This window comes from Streptodolium elevatio, from assembly GCF_040649515.1.
GTDB classification, from domain to species: domain Bacteria; phylum Actinomycetota; class Actinomycetes; order Streptomycetales; family Streptomycetaceae; genus Yinghuangia; species Yinghuangia elevatio.
The window spans coordinates 1-18,325 of record NZ_JBEZFP010000020.1 but is presented as its reverse complement, the minus strand read 5'-3'; the positions used below and the strand labels follow the sequence as shown (position 1 = coordinate 18,325).

15 protein-coding genes are annotated in these 18,325 nt (G+C 72.5%); 4 read left to right on the top strand and 11 right to left on the bottom strand.

The window, feature by feature from the left end:
- Positions 1–86: 86 nt before the first annotated feature.
- The gene (locus tag AB0C36_RS10505) at positions 87–854 is read right to left on the bottom strand and encodes a class I SAM-dependent methyltransferase (RefSeq protein WP_358352185.1); all 768 of its coding nucleotides are present in this window, start codon (positions 852–854) and stop codon (positions 87–89) included.
- Between the two features lie 104 nt (positions 855–958).
- Here AB0C36_RS10505 and AB0C36_RS10500 point away from each other — a divergent pair, with 104 nt between their 5' ends.
- Entirely contained in the window at positions 959–1,516 is a 558-nt protein-coding gene (locus AB0C36_RS10500) for a winged helix-turn-helix transcriptional regulator (RefSeq protein ID WP_358352183.1), read from the top strand.
- Between the two features lie 90 nt (positions 1,517–1,606).
- Here the strand turns inward: AB0C36_RS10500 and AB0C36_RS10495 are convergent, their stop codons facing one another.
- On the bottom strand, positions 1,607–2,866 hold the full coding sequence (locus AB0C36_RS10495; protein ID WP_358352181.1) for a TDT family transporter: 1,260 nt from the start codon (positions 2,864–2,866) through the stop codon (positions 1,607–1,609).
- A 113-nt stretch (positions 2,867–2,979) separates the two neighbouring features.
- Between AB0C36_RS10495 and AB0C36_RS10490 the strand changes: the two genes are divergently transcribed.
- Together AB0C36_RS10490 and AB0C36_RS10485 are read left to right on the top strand one after the other, a co-directional pair.
- Entirely contained in the window at positions 2,980–3,870 is an 891-nt protein-coding gene (locus AB0C36_RS10490; protein WP_358352300.1) for a LysR family transcriptional regulator, read from the top strand.
- A gap of 47 nt (positions 3,871–3,917) precedes the next feature.
- Positions 3,918–4,817, top strand: coding sequence for an ATP-grasp domain-containing protein (locus AB0C36_RS10485; RefSeq protein WP_358352179.1), 900 nt, complete (start codon positions 3,918–3,920; stop codon positions 4,815–4,817).
- Between the two features lie 49 nt (positions 4,818–4,866).
- Here the strand turns inward: AB0C36_RS10485 and AB0C36_RS10480 are convergent, their stop codons facing one another.
- From AB0C36_RS10480 to AB0C36_RS10440, 9 genes are all read right to left on the bottom strand, one after another.
- The gene (locus AB0C36_RS10480) at positions 4,867–5,757 is read right to left on the bottom strand and encodes a helix-turn-helix domain-containing protein (protein WP_358352178.1); all 891 of its coding nucleotides are present in this window, start codon (positions 5,755–5,757) and stop codon (positions 4,867–4,869) included.
- Between the two features lie 248 nt (positions 5,758–6,005).
- Entirely contained in the window at positions 6,006–7,796 is a 1,791-nt protein-coding gene (locus AB0C36_RS10475; protein ID WP_358352176.1) for an AMP-binding protein, read from the bottom strand.
- Complete coding sequence (locus AB0C36_RS10470; protein ID WP_358352174.1) at positions 7,793–9,421, bottom strand: class I adenylate-forming enzyme family protein; 1,629 nt, start codon at positions 9,419–9,421, stop codon at positions 7,793–7,795. Before AB0C36_RS10470 ends, AB0C36_RS10475 begins: the two co-directional genes overlap by 4 nt.
- 52 nt (positions 9,422–9,473) lie before the next feature.
- A complete protein-coding gene (locus AB0C36_RS10465) occupies positions 9,474–10,301 on the bottom strand; it encodes an enoyl-CoA hydratase/isomerase family protein (protein ID WP_358352172.1) in 828 nt (275 codons plus the stop codon).
- The gene (locus AB0C36_RS10460) at positions 10,298–11,194 is read right to left on the bottom strand and encodes an enoyl-CoA hydratase/isomerase family protein (RefSeq protein WP_358352170.1); all 897 of its coding nucleotides are present in this window, start codon (positions 11,192–11,194) and stop codon (positions 10,298–10,300) included. Before AB0C36_RS10460 ends, AB0C36_RS10465 begins: the two co-directional genes overlap by 4 nt.
- 3 nt (positions 11,195–11,197) lie before the next feature.
- Positions 11,198–12,493 (bottom strand): acyl-CoA dehydrogenase family protein, encoded by a 1,296-nt coding sequence (locus AB0C36_RS10455; protein WP_358352168.1) that lies wholly within the window; start codon positions 12,491–12,493, stop codon positions 11,198–11,200.
- A 5-nt stretch (positions 12,494–12,498) separates the two neighbouring features.
- Complete coding sequence (locus tag AB0C36_RS10450; RefSeq protein WP_358352166.1) at positions 12,499–13,332, bottom strand: enoyl-CoA hydratase/isomerase family protein; 834 nt, start codon at positions 13,330–13,332, stop codon at positions 12,499–12,501.
- Entirely contained in the window at positions 13,329–14,588 is a 1,260-nt protein-coding gene (locus AB0C36_RS10445; RefSeq protein WP_358352164.1) for an acyl dehydratase, read from the bottom strand. Before AB0C36_RS10445 ends, AB0C36_RS10450 begins: the two co-directional genes overlap by 4 nt.
- 56 nt (positions 14,589–14,644) lie before the next feature.
- On the bottom strand, positions 14,645–15,790 hold the full coding sequence (locus tag AB0C36_RS10440; protein ID WP_358352163.1) for an acyl-CoA dehydrogenase family protein: 1,146 nt from the start codon (positions 15,788–15,790) through the stop codon (positions 14,645–14,647).
- 134 nt (positions 15,791–15,924) lie between these two features.
- On the opposite strand from AB0C36_RS10440, the gene AB0C36_RS10435 reads away from it, so the two are divergent.
- The gene (locus AB0C36_RS10435; RefSeq protein WP_358352161.1) at positions 15,925–18,240 is read left to right on the top strand and encodes a beta-propeller domain-containing protein; all 2,316 of its coding nucleotides are present in this window, start codon (positions 15,925–15,927) and stop codon (positions 18,238–18,240) included.
- The last annotated feature ends 85 nt before the right edge of the window (positions 18,241–18,325 follow it).

The window sequence follows — 18,325 nt, the reverse complement described above, 5'->3', positions numbered from 1 at the left end:
ACTCGGCACCATCATGGCCGACCCTCCAGCCAGCGCACTCGGCCGCCGCCGCAACGAGGTGCACCGCCCAATCAACCTGCCGGGAGTCAGGCTTTGCGAGCGTGGCCGAAGTAGGTCACCTTCGGAGGGGAGCTTGGAGCAAGGACGAAATCCACCCGTCGTGCGATCTCTTCGTCGTCGAGCTTGCCGCGGCGGCGGGCAAGGGTGGCTGCAACAAGCGCGCGCCCACTCACAGGCTTGAAGCCGCAGATTTCCTGGTCGCGGAATCCCTCGGATGCCAGTGCGGCGGTTACGGCACTCGGCGGACGCAGCCTCGCGGACGTGTAGCGGTCCGGCGGCATGATGCGTGTCGGAGGAAATTTCTGGAAGGCGCCCAGGTACACCAACTTTGCGATGCCTGTGCGGTTCACCGTGTCATAGATCACCACGCCTCGTGACTGCACCAACGCGCCGATGGCCGAAGTCACCTCGTGAAGGTCTTCGGAGACCTCCAGAGTGTCGGCGACGTAGACCAGGGCGTACGTGTCGCCTGCCGCAGCCAGCTCATCCGCCGTCGCGGTCAGGTAGCGCACCGGCGGTGTCGGTTGGTCGACCGCGGCGAGAGCGGCGTCGGTGGCGCGCTGCGAGGGATCCGCGGCGGTCACGGAGAACCCGCGCCCGGCGAGGGCCCTGGCGAGGAGGCCGCGTCCGCTGCCGATCACCAGCACCGGGCTGCCCGGCGCGAGGGGATGCCGGGCAAGGACGTCCTCGATGTACGTCATCCGGACCTTTTGAAACGTGACCGCACGGATGTGGCGACCGTCGATGGCGTTGGGCGCGACGGAATCGAGTTCGACGAGCGGGGGATGGGCCACGGTGCCTCCCGATGACAAGGTGAGTTTCCTGAAGGTGAGTTCCCTGAAGAAACTCGTCAGTGACAGCCTAGGTTCCCAGAGGGAACCTGGCTAGACTGCCTGCCATGACCAGGAAGCCGCTGGCCGACGTGGCCTGCTCCATCGCGCGGGCCACCGACCTTTTCGGTGACGCGTGGACTGCGCTGATCATGCGAGACGTGCTGGTCGGGGTCACGCGCTTCGATGACCTCGCGCACGACCTGGGGATCTCCCGCAAGGTCCTCGCCGCCCGTCTGGCGCGGCTGGTCGACGAGGGCGTGCTGACCCGGGAGCGCTACCAGGACCACCCGCCCCGAGAGCACTACCAGGCGACCGCGAAAGGCGAAGACCTGTACCCGGTGCTCTTGGGCCTCATGGCCTGGGGCGACCGCTGGTACGGCGAGCCCGCCGGGCCGCCGACGCGCATATGGCACACCACCTGCGGACGGGACACCAACGCCGTCGCAGTTTGCACGCACTGCGGTGAGCCCCTCACGGTGCACAACTCGGACCAACTCCCCGGGCCCGGCGGCCGCGTGGGTCCAGGCACCCGGGTTCTCGGCCCGTTGATCGCCTCACGTGCGGAACGACGGCAATCCCCTGGGACTGCCGTCGCCGACCCCGACGGGCAGACCGCGCCCTAGGCCTGCATCGGCGCGGGATCCGCACGGTCATCCACGAAACTGCGGGCCAGCAGGTCAAACGGGCACGGGGGGCGACACGCGGAGGACCGGCTAACTGACAGGCGTGGCAACGGACGGAGCGACGGGCGAAGCAACCGGCTCACCGACAAACCGGGCGACCGGCGAAGCGACAGGCGAGGCGACAGGCGAAGCGACGGGCGAAGCGGTGGAGGAAGCACCCGGCGCAGTGACCGGCCGGGTGACTCGGAACAGGCTTCCGGTCAGGCAGCCGCGCGCGGTGTGTGTGCCGACGACGACCCATGCGGCGACGAGTGCCGCGTACAGTGCCACGGCCAGTGCCTTGAACGCCGTCGAGCCGGTGTGCGCGGCCAGGCCGGCGGCGCCGGTGACGCAGGTGCCGAGCGGGAAGGTGAAGCCCCACCACGTCATGGCGAACGGGAGTTCGGTGCGGGCGGTGCGCAGCGTGATCGCCGCGGCGAGGACCAGCCACAGGAGGGCGAAGCCGAGCACCGGCACGCCGTACACGACGGCGAACGCCTCGAACGCACGTGCCTGTTCGGCGGGGACGGCCAGGTGCGCGACCGACCCGAGGGTGTTGGCCGCGGTCACCGACTGGCCGAGCGGCCCCAGCACGATCCACAGCGTCGGCACCATGACCGCGGGCCCGGTGCGGTGCAGGAGCAGCCTGGTCCAGATCAGCGGCAGCAGGGCGAGGGTCGCGAGCAGGCTGATGCCGAACATCGCGTAGCAGGCCAGCATCAGCCCGAGGCGGGCCTGTCCATGCGCGATGTGCGGGATCAGCAGGGGGCCGGTGGCGGCGGAGACCATGGGCGGCACGACCGGCATGAGCCAGGTGGCGAACACGCTTTCGAGGCTCAGCGTGTGCCGGGTGATCATGAGGTACGGGACGAGCACGGTCGAGGCGAGTCCGACGAGCGTGCCGAGCGTCCACAACACCGTGCCGATGCCGAGGGCGGTCGAGGTGCCGAGCAGGTCGGGGCCGAAGGTGACGGTGCCGGCGGCCACCGTGAGCAGGGCCATCGGCGGCGCGCCGTAGAAGGGTGCCATTGCCGGGTTGAGTGCGTGTCCCCGGGCGGTCTCGCGGTGCCGGGTCCAGTGCACGGCGGTCGCCGCGACGAGGGCGACGAGCATCGCGGCGGCGAGCAGCCAGACCGCGAAGGCGAGGGTGTGCAGCCCGGTGATGTGCACGGGCAGCGTGGCGGCGGCGTTGGCGACGATGCCGGTGCCCATGACGGCCGCGAACCAGTTGGGGCCGATGCCGCGGAACGCGTCGGCGGGGCGGTCGAGCTCGCGGAGGAGGCGGGGGCGGGTCACGGCGGTCGTGCTCATGGCTCCAGCCTGGTCCGGCGGGGCGGCCCCCGGTAGCGGCCTCGCGTCGATGAGGTCATAAGGCGGCCTTATGGCCGGTCTCGTACGCTGGTGCCGTGCCCCTCTCTTCCCGCATGCCCGACCTGCCCGCGCTCGAACTGCTGCTCGCGGTGGCGCGGCTGGGCTCGCTCGGCCGCGCCGCAGCGGAGGCGGGGATCTCGCAGCCCGCCGCGAGCGCGCGCATGCGTACGCTCGAACGCCTGGCCGGGGTGCCCCTCCTCGAGCGCACGCCGCGCGGTTCGGTGCTGACCCCGGCCGGTGTACTGGTCACCGAGTGGGCGGGGCCGCTGCTGGACGCCGCCGACGAACTCGACACCGGGCTGGCCGCCCTGCGCGAGGACCACAACACCCGACTGCGCGTCGAGGCGAGCCTGACCGTCGCGGAGTACCTGCTGCCGCGCTGGCTGGTCGCCCTGCGCGAGGCGCTGCCCGGTGTCGCGGTGTCGCTACGGGTCGGCAACTCGACCGATGTGGCCGCGCGCGTGCTGGCCGGCGAGGCCGACCTCGGGTTCACCGAGGGCGTACGTGCGCCTGGCGGCCTGGACTCGGCGGTGGTGGCGCACGACCGGCTGACCGTTGTGGTCGCGCCCGGGCACCGGTGGGCGCGCCGCCGCTCGCCGCTCCCGGCGGCGGAACTCGCGGCAACGCCTTTGGTGCAGCGCGAGCCCGGGTCGGGGACGCGCGAGGTGTTGGCCGCGGCGCTGGCCCGGCACGGCACGCCGGCCGCCGACCCGCTGCTCGAACTGGCCTCCACCACCGCGCTGAAAGCCGCCGCCGTCTCGGGTGCCGGGCCCGCGGTGCTCAGTTCGCTCGCGGTCGCCGACGACATCGCCTCCGGCCGTCTCGTCGCGGTGGAGGTCGCGGGCCTGGCGTTGTCGCGTTCGCTGCGCGCGGTGTGGCCGCACGGCACGCACCCGACGGGTCCGGCACGGGAGTTGCTGTCGCTCACTCGAGGCACCGCGTGACCGCGGGCGCACCGCGGCTGGGCGGACGCCGCGGCTACCGTGGCGGAATGCCGACCGCCCTGCTGCTGCCCTGCGACCCGCTCAACCCGCGGCGGGCCGACCCGCACTTCGCCCGCGAGGCGGCCGCGGCGCGCGAACTCGGCTGCGCGGTGGCGTACCTCGACCACGATGCGGCGGCACGCGGCGACGTGTCCGAGGCGGTCGCCCGCGTACCGCGTGGGCTCGGCGATGTCCGGTACCGGGGCTGGATGGTCACATCGGAGGCCTACGCTGCGCTCGACGCCGCGCTGCGGTCCCGCGGCGCCCGGCCGCTCACCTCCCCTGCCGCCTATCAATCGGCCCATGAGCTCCCGGGCTGGTACGAACACTTCCGCGACCACACCCCGGCGAGCCGGATGATCCCCCTCCCTCCCGGCGGACTCCCCCGCGAACTCCCGTCCGCAGCCCGGCTCGCCGCGGAGGCGGCGGCCCTGCCTCCCGGGGCCGGGATCGTGAAGGACTGGGTCAAGTCCCGCAAGCACGAGTGGCACACAGCGTGCTTCGTACCCGACCTGACGGACACCGCGCACTTGGCGTCGGTGGTCGGCGCGTTCCTGGACGGCCAGGGCGAGTTCCTGGTCGGCGGCGTCGTGCTCCGTGCCTTCGAGCAGTTCACCGGGCCCGAGGCACGCGTGTGGTGGGTCGACGGGGAGCCGGTGTTGGTGACGCCGCATCCGGATGCTCCGGACACCCCGGCCGACGCGCTGCCCGACGTTCTGGACACGCCTGCCGTACGGGCGGCCGTACGCGCGCTCGGCGCTTCGTTCGTGACGACCGATCTCGCCCGACGCGCGGACGGTGTCCGGCGGATCGTCGAGGTGGGCGACGGCCAGGTGAGCGACCTGCCGGCGAGCGCCGATCCGGCGGACCTGCTGCGCCCGCTGCTGGTCGGTGGGCCGGGCGCGTAACTCGCCGTGCCACGCTGAGGAGTCACGCGGGTCACGCGGGTCACGCGGGTCACGCCTGGAGGACGAGGGTGGTCACCGTCCCGTCGACCCGGGCCGCGGCCGCCGGGGCGTGCAGTGTGCGGCTGAGGAACACGCCCGGTGTCATGCCGGTCGCCGTGCGGATCTCGCGGTTCAGGTGCGACTGGTCGTAGAAGCCCGCGCGCGAGGCTATTTCGGCCAGCGGGCGTCCCGCGACGAGCAGTCGCATCGCGTGTTGCAGGCGCAGCACGCGTGCGGCGGCCTTGGGTGCGAGGCCGAGCTGTTCGCGGAAGCGTCGCTCCAACTGCCGTTCGCTCCAGTCCAGCTCGCGCGAGAGATCGGCGATCGGCATGGTGCCCGCCGAGCCGACGAGCAGGTCCCAGGCCCGCAGTATCCGGGGCGCGGGCCCCGGGCCGTCCTCCACGCGGCGCAGCAGGGAGCGGTCGAGTTCGGTGAAGCGCGAGGGCCAGTCGGGGATTTCGGCCAGTCGGTCGGTGAGGCGGCGCATCGTGGTCCCGGCGACGTCGGTGGGGTCGACGAGGCGTTCGGTGAGTTCGTGCATGGGCACGCCGAACATCGCGTACGCCGCCCACGGCCGCATGACCACCTCGATGCCGTGCACGGTCCCCGAGTGCACCCCGATGACCGAGTTCGTCCGTATGCCGGCCAGCAGCGACGTGTACGTCTTCCGCGGCGCGCCCGCCGGGTCGGCGGCCCGGCCGGCTCCGACGGCCCCGATGGTGATGCGGTGGTCGAAGCCGAGCAGCAGGGTCGCGAAGCCGACCGGGAGTTCGAGGCGTTCGCGCGGTCGCCCGGCGTGGATGCGGAAGCCCCGGTAGAACTGCACGCCGGGACGTAACCGCGGGTGCGGCGGGACCTGCACGACCTCGTGCAGGGGCGACACGACAGAGCGGTACGGCATGGCCGGCCTCCGGCGGGATCCGAGCGAGCCCTTCCGTCACCTGCCCCCTGGTGCCGGGGCGTACGACCGTGCCAAGACGGGGACGTCACGGGGTTGCGGGAACGCTCGGGATGCTAGCGACGCCGCGACCGTACGGAAAGACCCCAACCGGGGGTCTTGGGTGTGTTCTGTGCCATCTTGGCGGAACGTTTGCGTCCGTTTCCGCCCAGCCTGCCTCCGCACACCGTTCAGCATTGGCCGGAATACGATCAGTTTCGGTCAGCGACCGGGTCGGCCGCCGCATCGCGGTACGCGGCCCGCAGCTCGGTCTTCTGCACCTTCCCCGTGGCGTTGCGCGGCAGCACGTCCACGACGGCAATGCTGCGCGGCACCTTGAAGTTCGCCAGCCGCGCCCGCAGCCACGCGCCGATCTCCTCCGGGTCGGCCTCGGCCCCCGGGCGCGGGATGACGTAAGCGCGCCCCACCTCGCCCATCCGGTCGTCCGGCACGCCGATGACCGCGGCCTCCGACACCGCCGGATGACGGGCCATCACCTGCTCCACCTCGGCGGGCGACACGTTGAACCCGCCCACGATGTAGATGTCCTTGAGCCGGTCGGTGATCGCGAGGTTGCCGCGCGCGTCGAGGTGTCCGATGTCGCCGGTGTGCAGCCAGCCGTCGAGGTCGATCGCCTCGGCGGTGGCCTCCGGGTCGTCGAGGTAGCCGCGCGTGACGTTGTAGCCGCGCACCCAGATCTCCCCCGGTTCGCCGACCCCGACGTCGTGGCCCTCGGGGTCGACGACGCGCACCTCGACGGACGGCAGCGCGCTGCCGCTCGTCGCGGCCACCGTCGCCGGACTGTCGTCGTCGCGGCACATCGTGGCGGTGCCGTGGCACTCGGTCATCCCGTAGGCGGTGATGAAGTTGGTGAACGGCAGTTCGGCGAGGCAGCGTTCCACCAGGCGCACCGGGACGACGGCCGCGCCGGTCGCGGCGAGGCGCAGCGAAGACAGGTCGTACCGCGACCGGTCCGGGTGGTCCAGGAGCGCGGAGAACACCGTGGGGGCGCCGATCAGGACGCTCACCCGCAGCCGGTCCACCAGCTCCAGCACGGTCGCCGGGTCGAAGACCGGCAGCGGCAGGATGGTGGCCCCGCGGATCAGACAGGACAGGATCGCGGACTGGCCGCCGGTGTGGAAGAACGGCAGCGGGACGAGGTAGCGGTCGCCCTCCTGGATGCCCCAGATGCCGCTGTACGCCGCGTACAGCCGGACCAGCGCCCGGTGGTGCAGCAGAACGCCCTTGGGGCGCCCGGTGGTTCCCGAGGTGAAGATGATGTGCGAGATGTCGGTCGGCCGGATGCCGTCGAGGACGCCGAGTGCCTGTTCCTCGTGCACCTGGTCGTACGCCGCCATGAAGTCGTCCCACGGCGAAGGCCCGTCACCGTCCACGCGCGGACCGGCGCCGGAGATGTCGACGACGTACCGCAGCAAAGGCAGGCCCGGTACGGGAGTTCCCTCGGTGCCCCCGGTGCCTTCAGCGCCTTCAGTGCCCTGGGTGCCTTCAGTGCCCTCGGCATCCGCAGCCGGCGCACCCGACCCGGTCCCGGCCGCCGCGGCGGCAGTCGGCGCGGCGGCATTTGCCCTAGAGGCAGTCCGCGCGAGGTCAGTTGCCCCGGAAGCAGCTGACCCGGCGGCGTCGCGCAACGCGCCGAAGTAGTCGTACCCCAGGAAATCCTGGTGCACGAAAAGCGCCACGGCCGCGGAACGGCGGAGCAGGTCGGCGGCCTCCTCGCCCCGGTAGCGCGTGTTGACGGTCACCACGGTGGCGCCCGCGCTGATAGTGCCGAGCGCGGCGACCAGCCACCGCGCCGAGTTGGGCGCCCAGATCGCCACCCGGTCACCGGGACGGACCCCGTGCGCGATCGCGGCCCGCGCGAAGTCGAGGACCTGGTCCCCGAGCTGACGGAAGGTCAGCGTGACGTCGCCGTCCACCACCGCCTCGGCGTCCTCGTAGCGGTCGGCGGCCGACCGTACGAGATGGGCGACGGTCTGCTTCATGGGTGTGTCCTTCCGAGTGCCGCAAGCCGGTCGGCGAGGACCTTTCCGACCTCGTTGCGGGGCAGGGCGTCCACCGTGACATACCGAACCGGAGCCTTGAAGGGGGCGAGGTGCGCCCGGCACCATGCGTCGAGTTCGGCGGGGTCGGGCGGGCGCGGTCCCCGGGGCACGACGAAGGCGCAGGGCACCTCGCCGAGGCGGTCGTCGGGGATCCCCACCACGGCCGCGTCGGCGACCCCCGGGGCCAGCCGCAGCACCTCCGCGACCTCCGCGGGGAACACCTTGAGGCCGCCACGGTTGATCATGTCGGAGACCCGCCCGTCGATCCACAGGAAGCCCTCCGGGTCCACCCGGCCGACGTCGCCGGTGCGGAACCACCCGTCGGCGGTGAGGCGTTCGCCGAGACCGCCCCCGTCGGCGTAGCCCGATGCCATCGCGGGTGTCCGCACCCACAGCTCACCCGAACCACCGGTACCGGCCTCACCGCCCTCGGCGTCCACGATGCGCAGCGCGACCCCGTCGTGCGGGCGGCCGACCGCACCGAGTTTGGACTCGCCGAACTCGCGGGCGTCGGCGGCGTTCCAGCCGACGATCTCGCCGCCGATCTCGGTCTGGCCGTAGCAGTTGAGCACAGTCACGCCGAAGCGGTCGCGGAACCGGCGGGCCTGGAACGGCGACAGGGGTGCGGTGATGCTCCGCACGTACCGCAGGGGTGCCAGGTCGCCGATGGCCTCGTCGTCGGTGAGCATCACCATCGCGGCGGGCGGCAGCACGACCGAGCGGATCCCGAACCTGCGGACATACGCCACGAACCGCGTTGTGTCGAACCGCTCCATGAGCACCACCGGAGCGCCGACGCGAAACGCGAAGAGCACGTTGTAGATGCCCGCCCACAGGGACATGGAGGTGGGGATGAGGTTGGGCATCGGTACGGCCGGGCGGGCGCGCCCGGATCCCACCAGGCGTGCGAGAACCGGCTCCAGGAGTGCCGAGATTCCGCTGTGGCGCAGCAGAACGGGTTTGGGGCGTCCGGTGGTTCCGGAGGTGAACTGGATGAGGGCGGTGTCCGGGTCGTGCGTGGGAGCCGGGTCCGCGCCGGGCTCGGGGCTGCGTGCCGGGACGGGCGGGGACCAGGTGAACGCGGCCCGCACACCGTCGGTTTCGGCCGTGTCGGGCGCGCCGGGTGTGCCGGGCCTGTCGGTGGTGCCCGGTGTATCGGCCGTGCCGGGCACGGTGGCCGTGCCGGCCACGCCGGACGGGGCGGCGTCGGCCAGGACGACCGGGTGGCCCGGGAAGCGTCCGGCGCCCGCCCGGTCCGTGACGACCAGCGCGGGCCGTACCTCGGCCAGCACGCGCGCCACCTCGGCGTCGGTCAGGCGCGGATTGAGCGGGACGTACACCGCGCCCGCCCGCCACACTCCGAACAGCGCGGCGATCGCCTCGGCGCCGTCGCCGGGCATGACCGCGACCGCTTGCCCCTCGCGTACGCCCGCTCCGCGCAGCACCCCCGCGAGCGCCCACGCCGCGTCACGGAGCGCGGCCCGGGTCACCTCGCGGGTGTCGGTGTAGACGGCCGTCGTACGCGCGTCGTCCTCGCGCGGCGCCAGCAGGTCGGTCAGCCGCACGCGGCACCTCCGGACGGCAAGTCGGGGCGGTCGGCGGCCTCTTGGCGGCCGCTCATGTCTCCGCGTCGTTCCCGGCCAGGGGCGGTGCCCACTGCGGCTCGCGCTTTTCGGCGAAGGCGCGGGGGCCTTCCTCCTGGTCCGGGTGGCCCCACATGGAGACGAGTTCCTTGGCGCCGGCCTTGCACGCGTCGGTGAGGCCGAGTTCGAGCGCGCCCCACAGGGCGCGCTTGGTCGCGGCCATCGCGGCGGGCGAGTTCCGGGCGATCTTCTCGGCGAGTTCCTGCGCCACGTCGCGCAGCCGCTCGGGCGGGTCGACCACCTCGCCGACCATGCCGAGTTCGAAGGCGCGCCGGGCGGACATGCGCTCGTGACGGCCCGTCAGCGCCATCCGCATCACCGCCTCGAACGGCATCTTGCGCAGCAGCCCGATCGCCTCGATCGCCACCACCTGCCCGACCGAGACGTGGGGGTCAAAGAACTGGGCGTCGGATGCCGCGATCACGATGTCCGCGTCCGCCACCCAGTGGAACCCGCCGCCCGCGCACAGCCCGTTGACCGCCGTGATGACGGGCTTCTCCACCCCCTGGTGCCAGGCGGTGAAGTGCACGTCGAAGTCCTCCATGGACTGCCGGTAGCGCTCCATGCCGACGCCGTCCCCGGCGATCTCGGCGACGTCCACCCCGGTCTGGAAGGCGCGCCCCTCCCCGGTGTGCACGATCACCCGGACCTCGGGGTCGGCGTCCAGTGCCTTCCAGGCCACCGCGAACTCGTCGCGCATCGCGCTGTTCATGGCGTTGAGCCGGTCCGGCCGGTTGTTGACCAGCCAGCCCACGGGGCCGCGCCGCTCCAACCTCAGGTACTCCAGATCGGGGTAGGTCACCGCGTCGTCCCTTCGTCGCTCTTGCGGGTCTCTCGCGCGTCATCTGCCGGCGGCTCGGTCGGAGGCTCCGTCGGAGGTTCTGTCTGCGGCTCGGTCGGAGGCTCGGTCAGATGCTCTGTCAGAAGCTCTGTCGGACGCTCTGTCAGAGGCTCTGTCAGAAGCTCTGTCGGAGGCCGGGGCACACCTGGTCGTTCCAGCGCCCGCCACAACGCGGCTTTGGCCGCCGCGAGCCGTTCGGGTGGATTGCGGGCGATGGTCAGGGCCAACTCCCGGGCGGCGTCCCGCAGTCGCTCGGGCGGTTCGACCACCTCGCCGACGATGCCCAGTTGGTGCGCGCGCCGGGCCGACAGCCGTTCGTGACGGCCGGTCAGCACCATGCGCATGACGGGTTCGAACGCGGCGCGGCGTACGAGAGTGACGGCCTCGGACGCGGACACCTGCCCCACCGTGACGTGCGGGTCCAGGAACACCGCGTCGGACGCCGCCAACACGACGTCGGCGTCGGCGACGAAGTGCAGTCCGCCGCCCGCGCACACGCCGTTGACGGCGACGACGACGGGCTTGGCGACCTTGTTGTGATGGCCGGTCAGGCGTAGCTCGGAGCGCTTCGTACGCCGGGACTGCTCGCGCAGCGCGGCGGGGTCGCGGGCGAGCTGCGCGACGTCCAGTCCGGTCTGGAACGCGGCGCCGTTGCCGGTGTTGACGATGACCCGTACGTCCGGGTCGTCGTCCAACTCCCGCCACGCATACTCCAGTTCCTCCAGCATCGCGGCGTCCATGGCGTTGCCCCGGTCCGGCCGGTCGAAGACCAGCCAGCCGACGGGTCCTTCGCGTTCCACGACCAAGCGCGTGTAGCGCCGGTCCGATGGGGTGCCCGTGGTCGCAGCCGTCATGGGTCAGCTCCGGGGGATCTCGCGCCAGGGCGTGTGGAGCCAGGGATCGGGTTCGCGGGGCAGTCCCAGGACACGTTCGGCCAGGATGGTGCGGTTGACCTCGGAGGTGCCGCCTTCGATGGTGTTGGCGCGGCTGCGCAGCATGCCCTTGACCTCGTGCGGGAGCGTGTCCTCATAAGACGCGTCGGGGTCGTGGGTCTCCCAGGCCTGTCCCCACGCGCCGAGAAGTTGCGCGGCCATGGCCTGCATGCGCTGGTTCAGCTCGCCCTGGTGGACCTTCCCGATGGAGCTTTCCGGGCCGGGTGCGCGTCCGGCCTTGACCCCGTCGCGGACGCGGTCGTTGGTCCAGGCGCGGATGCGTTCCTCGCTGTAGAGCTTCATCAACTCCTGCCGTACCACCGGGTCGTCCCAGCCGCCGGAGCGGCCTTCGGCGCTGATGCGGCGGGCCAGGGCGAGCAGGTGCGCGACGCCGGACCCGCCGATGCGGTCCACCCCGCCGGACCCGGCACCGGAGACCATCTGCCGCTCCCCCGACAACGTGGCGCCGGCGACCTTCCAGCCGTCGCCGACCGCGCCGATGCGGTACGCGTCCGGGATCCGGGCCCGGTCGAGGAAGACCTCGCTGAACTCCGACTCACCGGTCATCGTCCGCAACGGCCGCACCTGAACACCGGGCTGACGCATGTCCAGCAGGAAGTACGTGAGCCCCTTGCGCTTGGTGCGGTCGGGGTCGGTACGGGCCAGCAGCACTCCGAAGTCGGCGCGCAAGCCCCAAGTCGTCCACACCTTCTGCCCCGTCACCAGCCAGTCGCCCGACGCCGGGTCCTGTTCGGCGCGGGTGGCGAGGGAGGCGAGGTCCGATCCGGCGCCGGGTTCGCTGAACAGCTGGCACCAGAACTCCTCGTTGCGCACGATCGGCGGCAGGAACCGGAGCTTCTGCTCGTCGGTGCCGTGCGCGAAGATCGCCGGTGCCGCGTTGCCGAGGCCGAGGGGGTTGAGCCGGCCGAGGTTGTAGGGGCGCAGCACCTCGTCGGCGGCACGCGCCTGCTCGCGGGTCAGACCAAGGCCGCCGTACTCCGGCTCCCAGGTGGGGGCGACGAGGCCCGAGCGGCCGAAGACCGGGTACCAGGCCTCGTATTCGGCGCGGGAGCGGACCTCGCGGATCGCGGCCCGGCCGCGCGGCGCGGCGGCGATCCACGCGGCGGGTACGTACCGCTCCACCCACGCGGCGACCGTCTCCGCGACCCGGGCGGGGTCGGGGAGGAGCAACCTGCCGTCGTCGTCGACGAGGTCGGCCACCGCGGTCACCGTCCCTCGAAGTTCGCGGGCCGTTTGCCGATGAACGCCGCCATGCCCTCGCGGAAGTCCCGGCTGCGCGAGGAGAGTTCCATGGCGAATCCCTCGTCCCGCAACTGTTGGTCGAGGGTCGCCGAAGCACCGTTGTGCATAAGCCACTTGGTCAGGCCGAGGGCGACGGTCGGCCCGGCGGCGAGCTGTGCGGCGAGGTCGGCGGCGGTCTTGTCGAGGTCGTCGGCGGGCACGACGCGGTCGACGAGCCCCCAGGTGTCGGCGACATCGGCTGGGACGCGTTCGCCGAGCAGCAGCATCTTGCGCGCCCGGACCTCGCCGATCCGCCGGGGCAGCAGCCAGGTGACCCCGCTGTCCGGGGTGAAGCCGCGGGCCGAGAACGGTGCCCAGAACCGCGCGTCGTCTGCGGCGACGGTCACATCGGACGCGAGGGCGAGGGCGAGGCCGATGCCGGCCGCCCAGCCGCGTACCGCGCACACGACGGGGACCTGCACGGTGAGCACGAGGGGGATGAGCCGGTGCGCCTGGGCGGGCAGGCGGCGCTGGATGCTGCCGACCCGCGGCTTGCGGCCCTCGCCCTGCGTCTCCTCGGCGGCGTTGCGCTGCACGATGTCCGCGCCGGTGCAGAAGTGCGGGCCCTGGGCGGACAGGAGGACCGCTCGGACGGCTTCGTCGTGGCCCGCGGCGTCGAGGGCGGCGATGAGGCCGGCGACCATGACGTCGTCGAGCGCGTTGCGCTTCTCGACCCGGTCGAGGGTCAGGCGCAGGATCCCGGTGGCCGGGTCGAGGGCGGTGTCGAGGCCGGGGACGGGCCGGTAGGCGTCGTTCACGGGGTCTCCTCGTCGCGGTCGCGGGCGGCGAACTGCTCGGCGGCGGCGTGCAGTGCGCCGGTGAGGTCGGTGGCGCCGCCGGGCGGGTCGGGCAGGCGTACGGCGCCGTGCTCGCGGCTGGGCAGCAGCACGGTGGCGTGGCCGGGGGTGGTGGTCGCGCCGCGCTGGTTGACCGCCGCGAGGTCCAGGTCGACCGCCGGGCGGCCGCCTTCGGCCAGGTACTTGCGGACCACGGTGCCGCGCAGCCACTGGGTGTCGCCGGTGTAGTTGAACGCGCGGAACTCGCAGTCGAGTTTCCACAGCCAGGCGTCGTCGCCCATCCAGTCGGTGCACAGGTGGATGAGCCAGTTCTCCCGCATCCGGCCGTAGTCGAACGTGGTGGCGTTGCCCGAGCGCTTGGCGAACTCCGGGTCCCAGTGGATGCGTTGCATCACGTCGGGGATGCCCTGCGGGTCGCGGTGGTAGAAGCGCGGGATGCGGCGCCGGTTGGCGGCCGCCAGGCGCAGCGGTTTGACACCGTACATGCCCATGCCCATGCCGACGTGCCAGCAGACCGTGTCCGTGACGGTGAAGGGCCCTTTGACCAATGGGCCTATGGCGTCGCCGACTTCGACGTCCTCCCACCAGCGGGGCTCGGCGCCGCGCGGGCGCTCCGCCTCGTACTGCGCCTCGATCGCGGCGATCTCCTCCTCGGTATAGGAGGCGGGTTCGACGGCCTTCTCCCGGCCGGTGCCGCGGGCCTTGGACCGCTCGGTGCGGATCATCAGGCGGTACTGGCCGCTCAGCAGCGCCCCGGTCTCGTCGCCGAAGACCTGGCCGGTCCACTCGTGCACGGCGCGTTCGGCGAATGCGCTCGCCTTGTCGTGTACGCCGACCAGCGCGTTGCGGCGGAACACCCGGCGGTTGGGCACCAGCGGCGCCCACCACTCGCGCATGCTCGCGGAGTAGAAGGCGTGCACGCCGCGCAGCGGGTCGCCCTTCATCAACGCCTTTTGCTCCTCGGCGACTTCGGCGACCTCGTCCTCGCCGATCAGGGAGTCCCCGCCGACCAGGGCGGGCGGCGCGATCGGGCTCTTCCAGCGGGTCTGCGCGCCGTAATCCGGGTCGCACCACAGAGGGTTGTCGTCGCCGTACGCCTCGGCCACGTGCCGGAACGCGTCGATGCCCGGCAGCCGGTAGTGCGGCGGCACCGTGTGCGGCTCGGGGACACCGATACGCGCACGGAGTCGATCGATCGCGGCATCCGTGATGGGCATGCTCTACCTCCTGCGTGACGCACCGGCGCAAGGCTATCTTTATAATGATTGCATCTTCAATGGGGAAGGCCGCTCTCCACACTGAGCAGCTCGGCCATCCGGGCGCGGTGCACGCTCGGCGGATCGAACAGTTCGTGGGTCGACCGGGCGCGCTTGAGGTAGAGGTGCGCGGGGTGCTCCCAGGTGAAGCCGATGCCGCCGTGCAACTGCACGGCCTCGTGGGCGGCGTGCAGGTAGGCCTCCGAGCAGTACGCCTTGGCCAGCGACGCGACCAGCGGGAACTCCGGGTCGCCGGTGGCCCACATGTCGAGCGCGCGGTAGGCGGCCGAATGCGCGGACTCCACCGAGACCAGCACGTCGGCGAGTTTGTGCTTGACGGCCTGGAACGAGCCGATCGGCCTGCCGAACTGCACGCGGTCACGTGCGTACGCGGTGGTGGCCTCCAGCAACCACCGTGCCCCTGCCGCCTGTTCGATCGACAACAGGGTGGCGGCCACGTCCAGCGTGTGGTCGACGAGTGCGGCGCCGTCCGGGGCCGCGACGCGGCGCGCGGGCACCGCGTCGAGGTCCAGGCGGGCTTGACGACGGGTCAGGTCGAGGGTGGCGAGCGGACGCCGGGTCAGGCCGACCGCGTCGGTGCGTACGGCGAACACCTGCGGGCCGTCGTCGGTCGACGCGGCGACGAGCACCAGGTCGGCGGTCATCCCGTCGGTGACGAACCACTTGGTGCCGGAAAGCGTCCAACCACCGTCACCCCGCCGCGCGGCGGACGTGTGGGACGTGTCGGCGGAGGTTTGGGCGGACGTACGCCACCGCCCGTCGGCCTCGGCGACCGCCACCGTGGCGACGGTCTCCCCCGCGGCGATGCCCGGCAGGTACGCGGCACAGGCCTCGGCGTCGCCCGAGGCCAGGATGACCTGCCCGGCGAGCGCGGTCGACAGGAACGGGCCGCACATCAGCACGCGGCCCGCCTCGGCACACACGACACCGAGTTCCGCGATCCCGCCGGCGCCGCCGTACTCCTCGGGCACCGCGAGCCCGGTGACCCCCAACTCCCCCGCGAACCGCCGCCACACGTCGGGGTCGTGGCCGACCGTCGACTCCATGGCCCGCCGCAGCGCCGCCTCGTCCGCGTGCTCGGCCAGAAACGCCCGTACGGTCCGGCGCAATTCCTCGCGCTCGTCGATTCCGCTCACACCCACGGCACACTCCTCCGCCTCTGCTCGCCGTGCTCCGCACGCCCGTCCGCAACCGGCCCGATCCGCGGATCCCACCGGGTTTCCGCCACCTGGACCGGACCCGGGAACCGATCCCCGGCCCGCCCCGTCACACCGCCATGCGAAACGACGACGGCACCCTCGGACCGGCGGGCGCGTCCCCGGGCCGGTCCACCGCAACGCCCGGACGCCGCCCCCGGCGGCGCGCGATAGCCGGGCTCGCGATCAGCGTCGGCCTGGTCGCCACCGCCTGCACCTCCGGCTCGGACGAGCCCGCGGTCAAGCCCTCGCTGTCCGCCCCGCCGCCGGGATCGGCCGGACTGACCGGCGAGGCCGCGGACTTCCGGGCCAAGATGCTGAAGCTCTCCGCGTACGACTCGTGCGAGACGCTGCTCGACGACTTCCGCAAGGGCGCGCTCGCCCGGGCCGCGCAGCCCCCGGTCATGGAGGCGGCCGGCGAGCCGGGTCCCGGCCTCACCGGCGACCGGTCGGCCGAGGACTTCGCCAACGGGTCCGCCGCGGCACCCGCCGCGCCGCCCGCCGCCGCACCGCAGGACGCCGAGAGCGGGGCCAAGGCCCCCGGCGACGGAAGCACCGCGCCCGGCTACTCCGGCACCAACGTGCACGAGCAGGGCGTGGACGAGCCCGACCTCGTCAAGACCGACGGGCGCCGGGTGGTCACGGTCGCCGACGGAACGCTCCGCGTCGTCGACGTCACGAGCCGCACGCAGACCGGCAAGCTCGCGCTGCCCGGCGGGTACGCGACCGAGATGCTGCTGTCCGGCGACCGCGCGCTGGTGATCATGCCGAACGACAAGGTGGCGTACGACATGCCCACCGGCGGCGAGGCGACCTCGTCGAGCCGGATCGCGCCGCCGCCCACGCGGTCGAAGCTGGTCCTCGTCGACCTGTCCGGCCAACCCAGGGTCCTGGGCGAACTCGCCGTCGACGGCTCCTATGTGGATGCCCGTCAGATCGGCGCCACGGCGCGCGTGGTCATCCGCTCGTACCCGCGCGGCCCGGTCGTCGACTCCCCGGGCGGCGACGACTACAAGTCCAAGTACACCAAGGCGGTCGCCAAGACCACGGTCGACGACTGGCTGCCCGGCTACACCCTCAAGACCGGGGACCGCACCAACAGCGGTCGGCTCGTGGAGTGCGGCAACGTCAGCCGTCCGGACACCGAGGCGGGGGCACCGGGCCACTCCGGCGCGTCCACCGTCAGCGTCCTGTCCTTCGACCTCGCGCGCGACCTGGGCACCGGCAGCCCGGTGACGATCGCCGCGGATGCCAACACCGTGTACGCGTCGTCCGGCAACCTCTACGTGGCGGCGAACTACCACCCGTACTACACCACCAAGTCCAAGCCCAGTGGCGGACCGATGATGTCGAGCCGCACCGCGCTCTACCAGTTCGACATCTCGGGCACCGCCGCGCCGCGGCACGTGGCGTCCGGCGACGTCGAGGGCGAACTCCTCAACCAGTACTCGCTGTCGGAGTTCGACAACCACCTGCGCGTCGCCACCACCCTGCAGCGTCAGCCCGGTGCCACCGCGCAACCGAAGAGCGGGAGCTCCGGCGGCACGGGCAAGTCCTTCCCGAACACGTCGGGTTCGGGCAGCTCGGGGTCGGGTTCGGGTTCGGGCAACTCCGGTTCGGACACGGCCGTCGCGCCGGAGATGGCGCCGATCCTGGCGACCGAGAGCGCCGTGGCGGTGCTCAAGCGCAACGGCACCGAACTCGTCCAGGTCGGCCGGGTCGACGGTCTCGGGCGCGGGGAGCGCATCTACGCCGTACGGTTCACCGGCGCCGTCGGGTACGTCGTGACGTTCCGCCGCACCGACCCGCTCTACACCCTCGACCTGGCGAACCCGACGGCACCCAGGGTGGTCGGGGAGCTGAAGATCAACGGCTACTCGGCGTACCTGCACCCGGTGGACGGCGGCAAGCTCATCGGCGTCGGCCAGGACGCCACCGACTCGGGATCCCGACTGGGCACCCAGGTCTCGCTGTTCGACGTGGCGAACCTGGCCGCGCCGACCCGGATCGCGAACTTCACCGTCTCGCAGGGCAATTCCGAGGCGGAGATGGACCCGCACGCGTTCCTGTACTGGCCGGCCACCGGGACCCTGGTGATCCCGCTGCAGGCCGGGTACGGCACCACCCGGCCGGGCGCCCCGCCGTCCGCGGGCAGCACCACCGACGGCGGCACCGGTGCGGTCGCACCCGACTTCGCGCCCGCCCGCACCCAGGCGCTGGTCCTTCGACTGCAAGGCGGCTCCTTCGTCGAGGTGGGGCGGATCAGTCACCCGTCGGCCGACTCCATGCGGCGTTCGCTGGTGATCGGTGACGCGCTGTGGACCGTCTCCTCCGGCGGCGTGATGGTCAACGACCTGGACGACCTCGGCCAGCGGGCCTGGGTGCCGTTCGCCTAGCACGTCACGACGACCCACCCTCGAACCCCGGGCCGGGGCCGCGGAAATCGGCGACTTTCCCGTACGGCGACGAGACCGCCAGGCC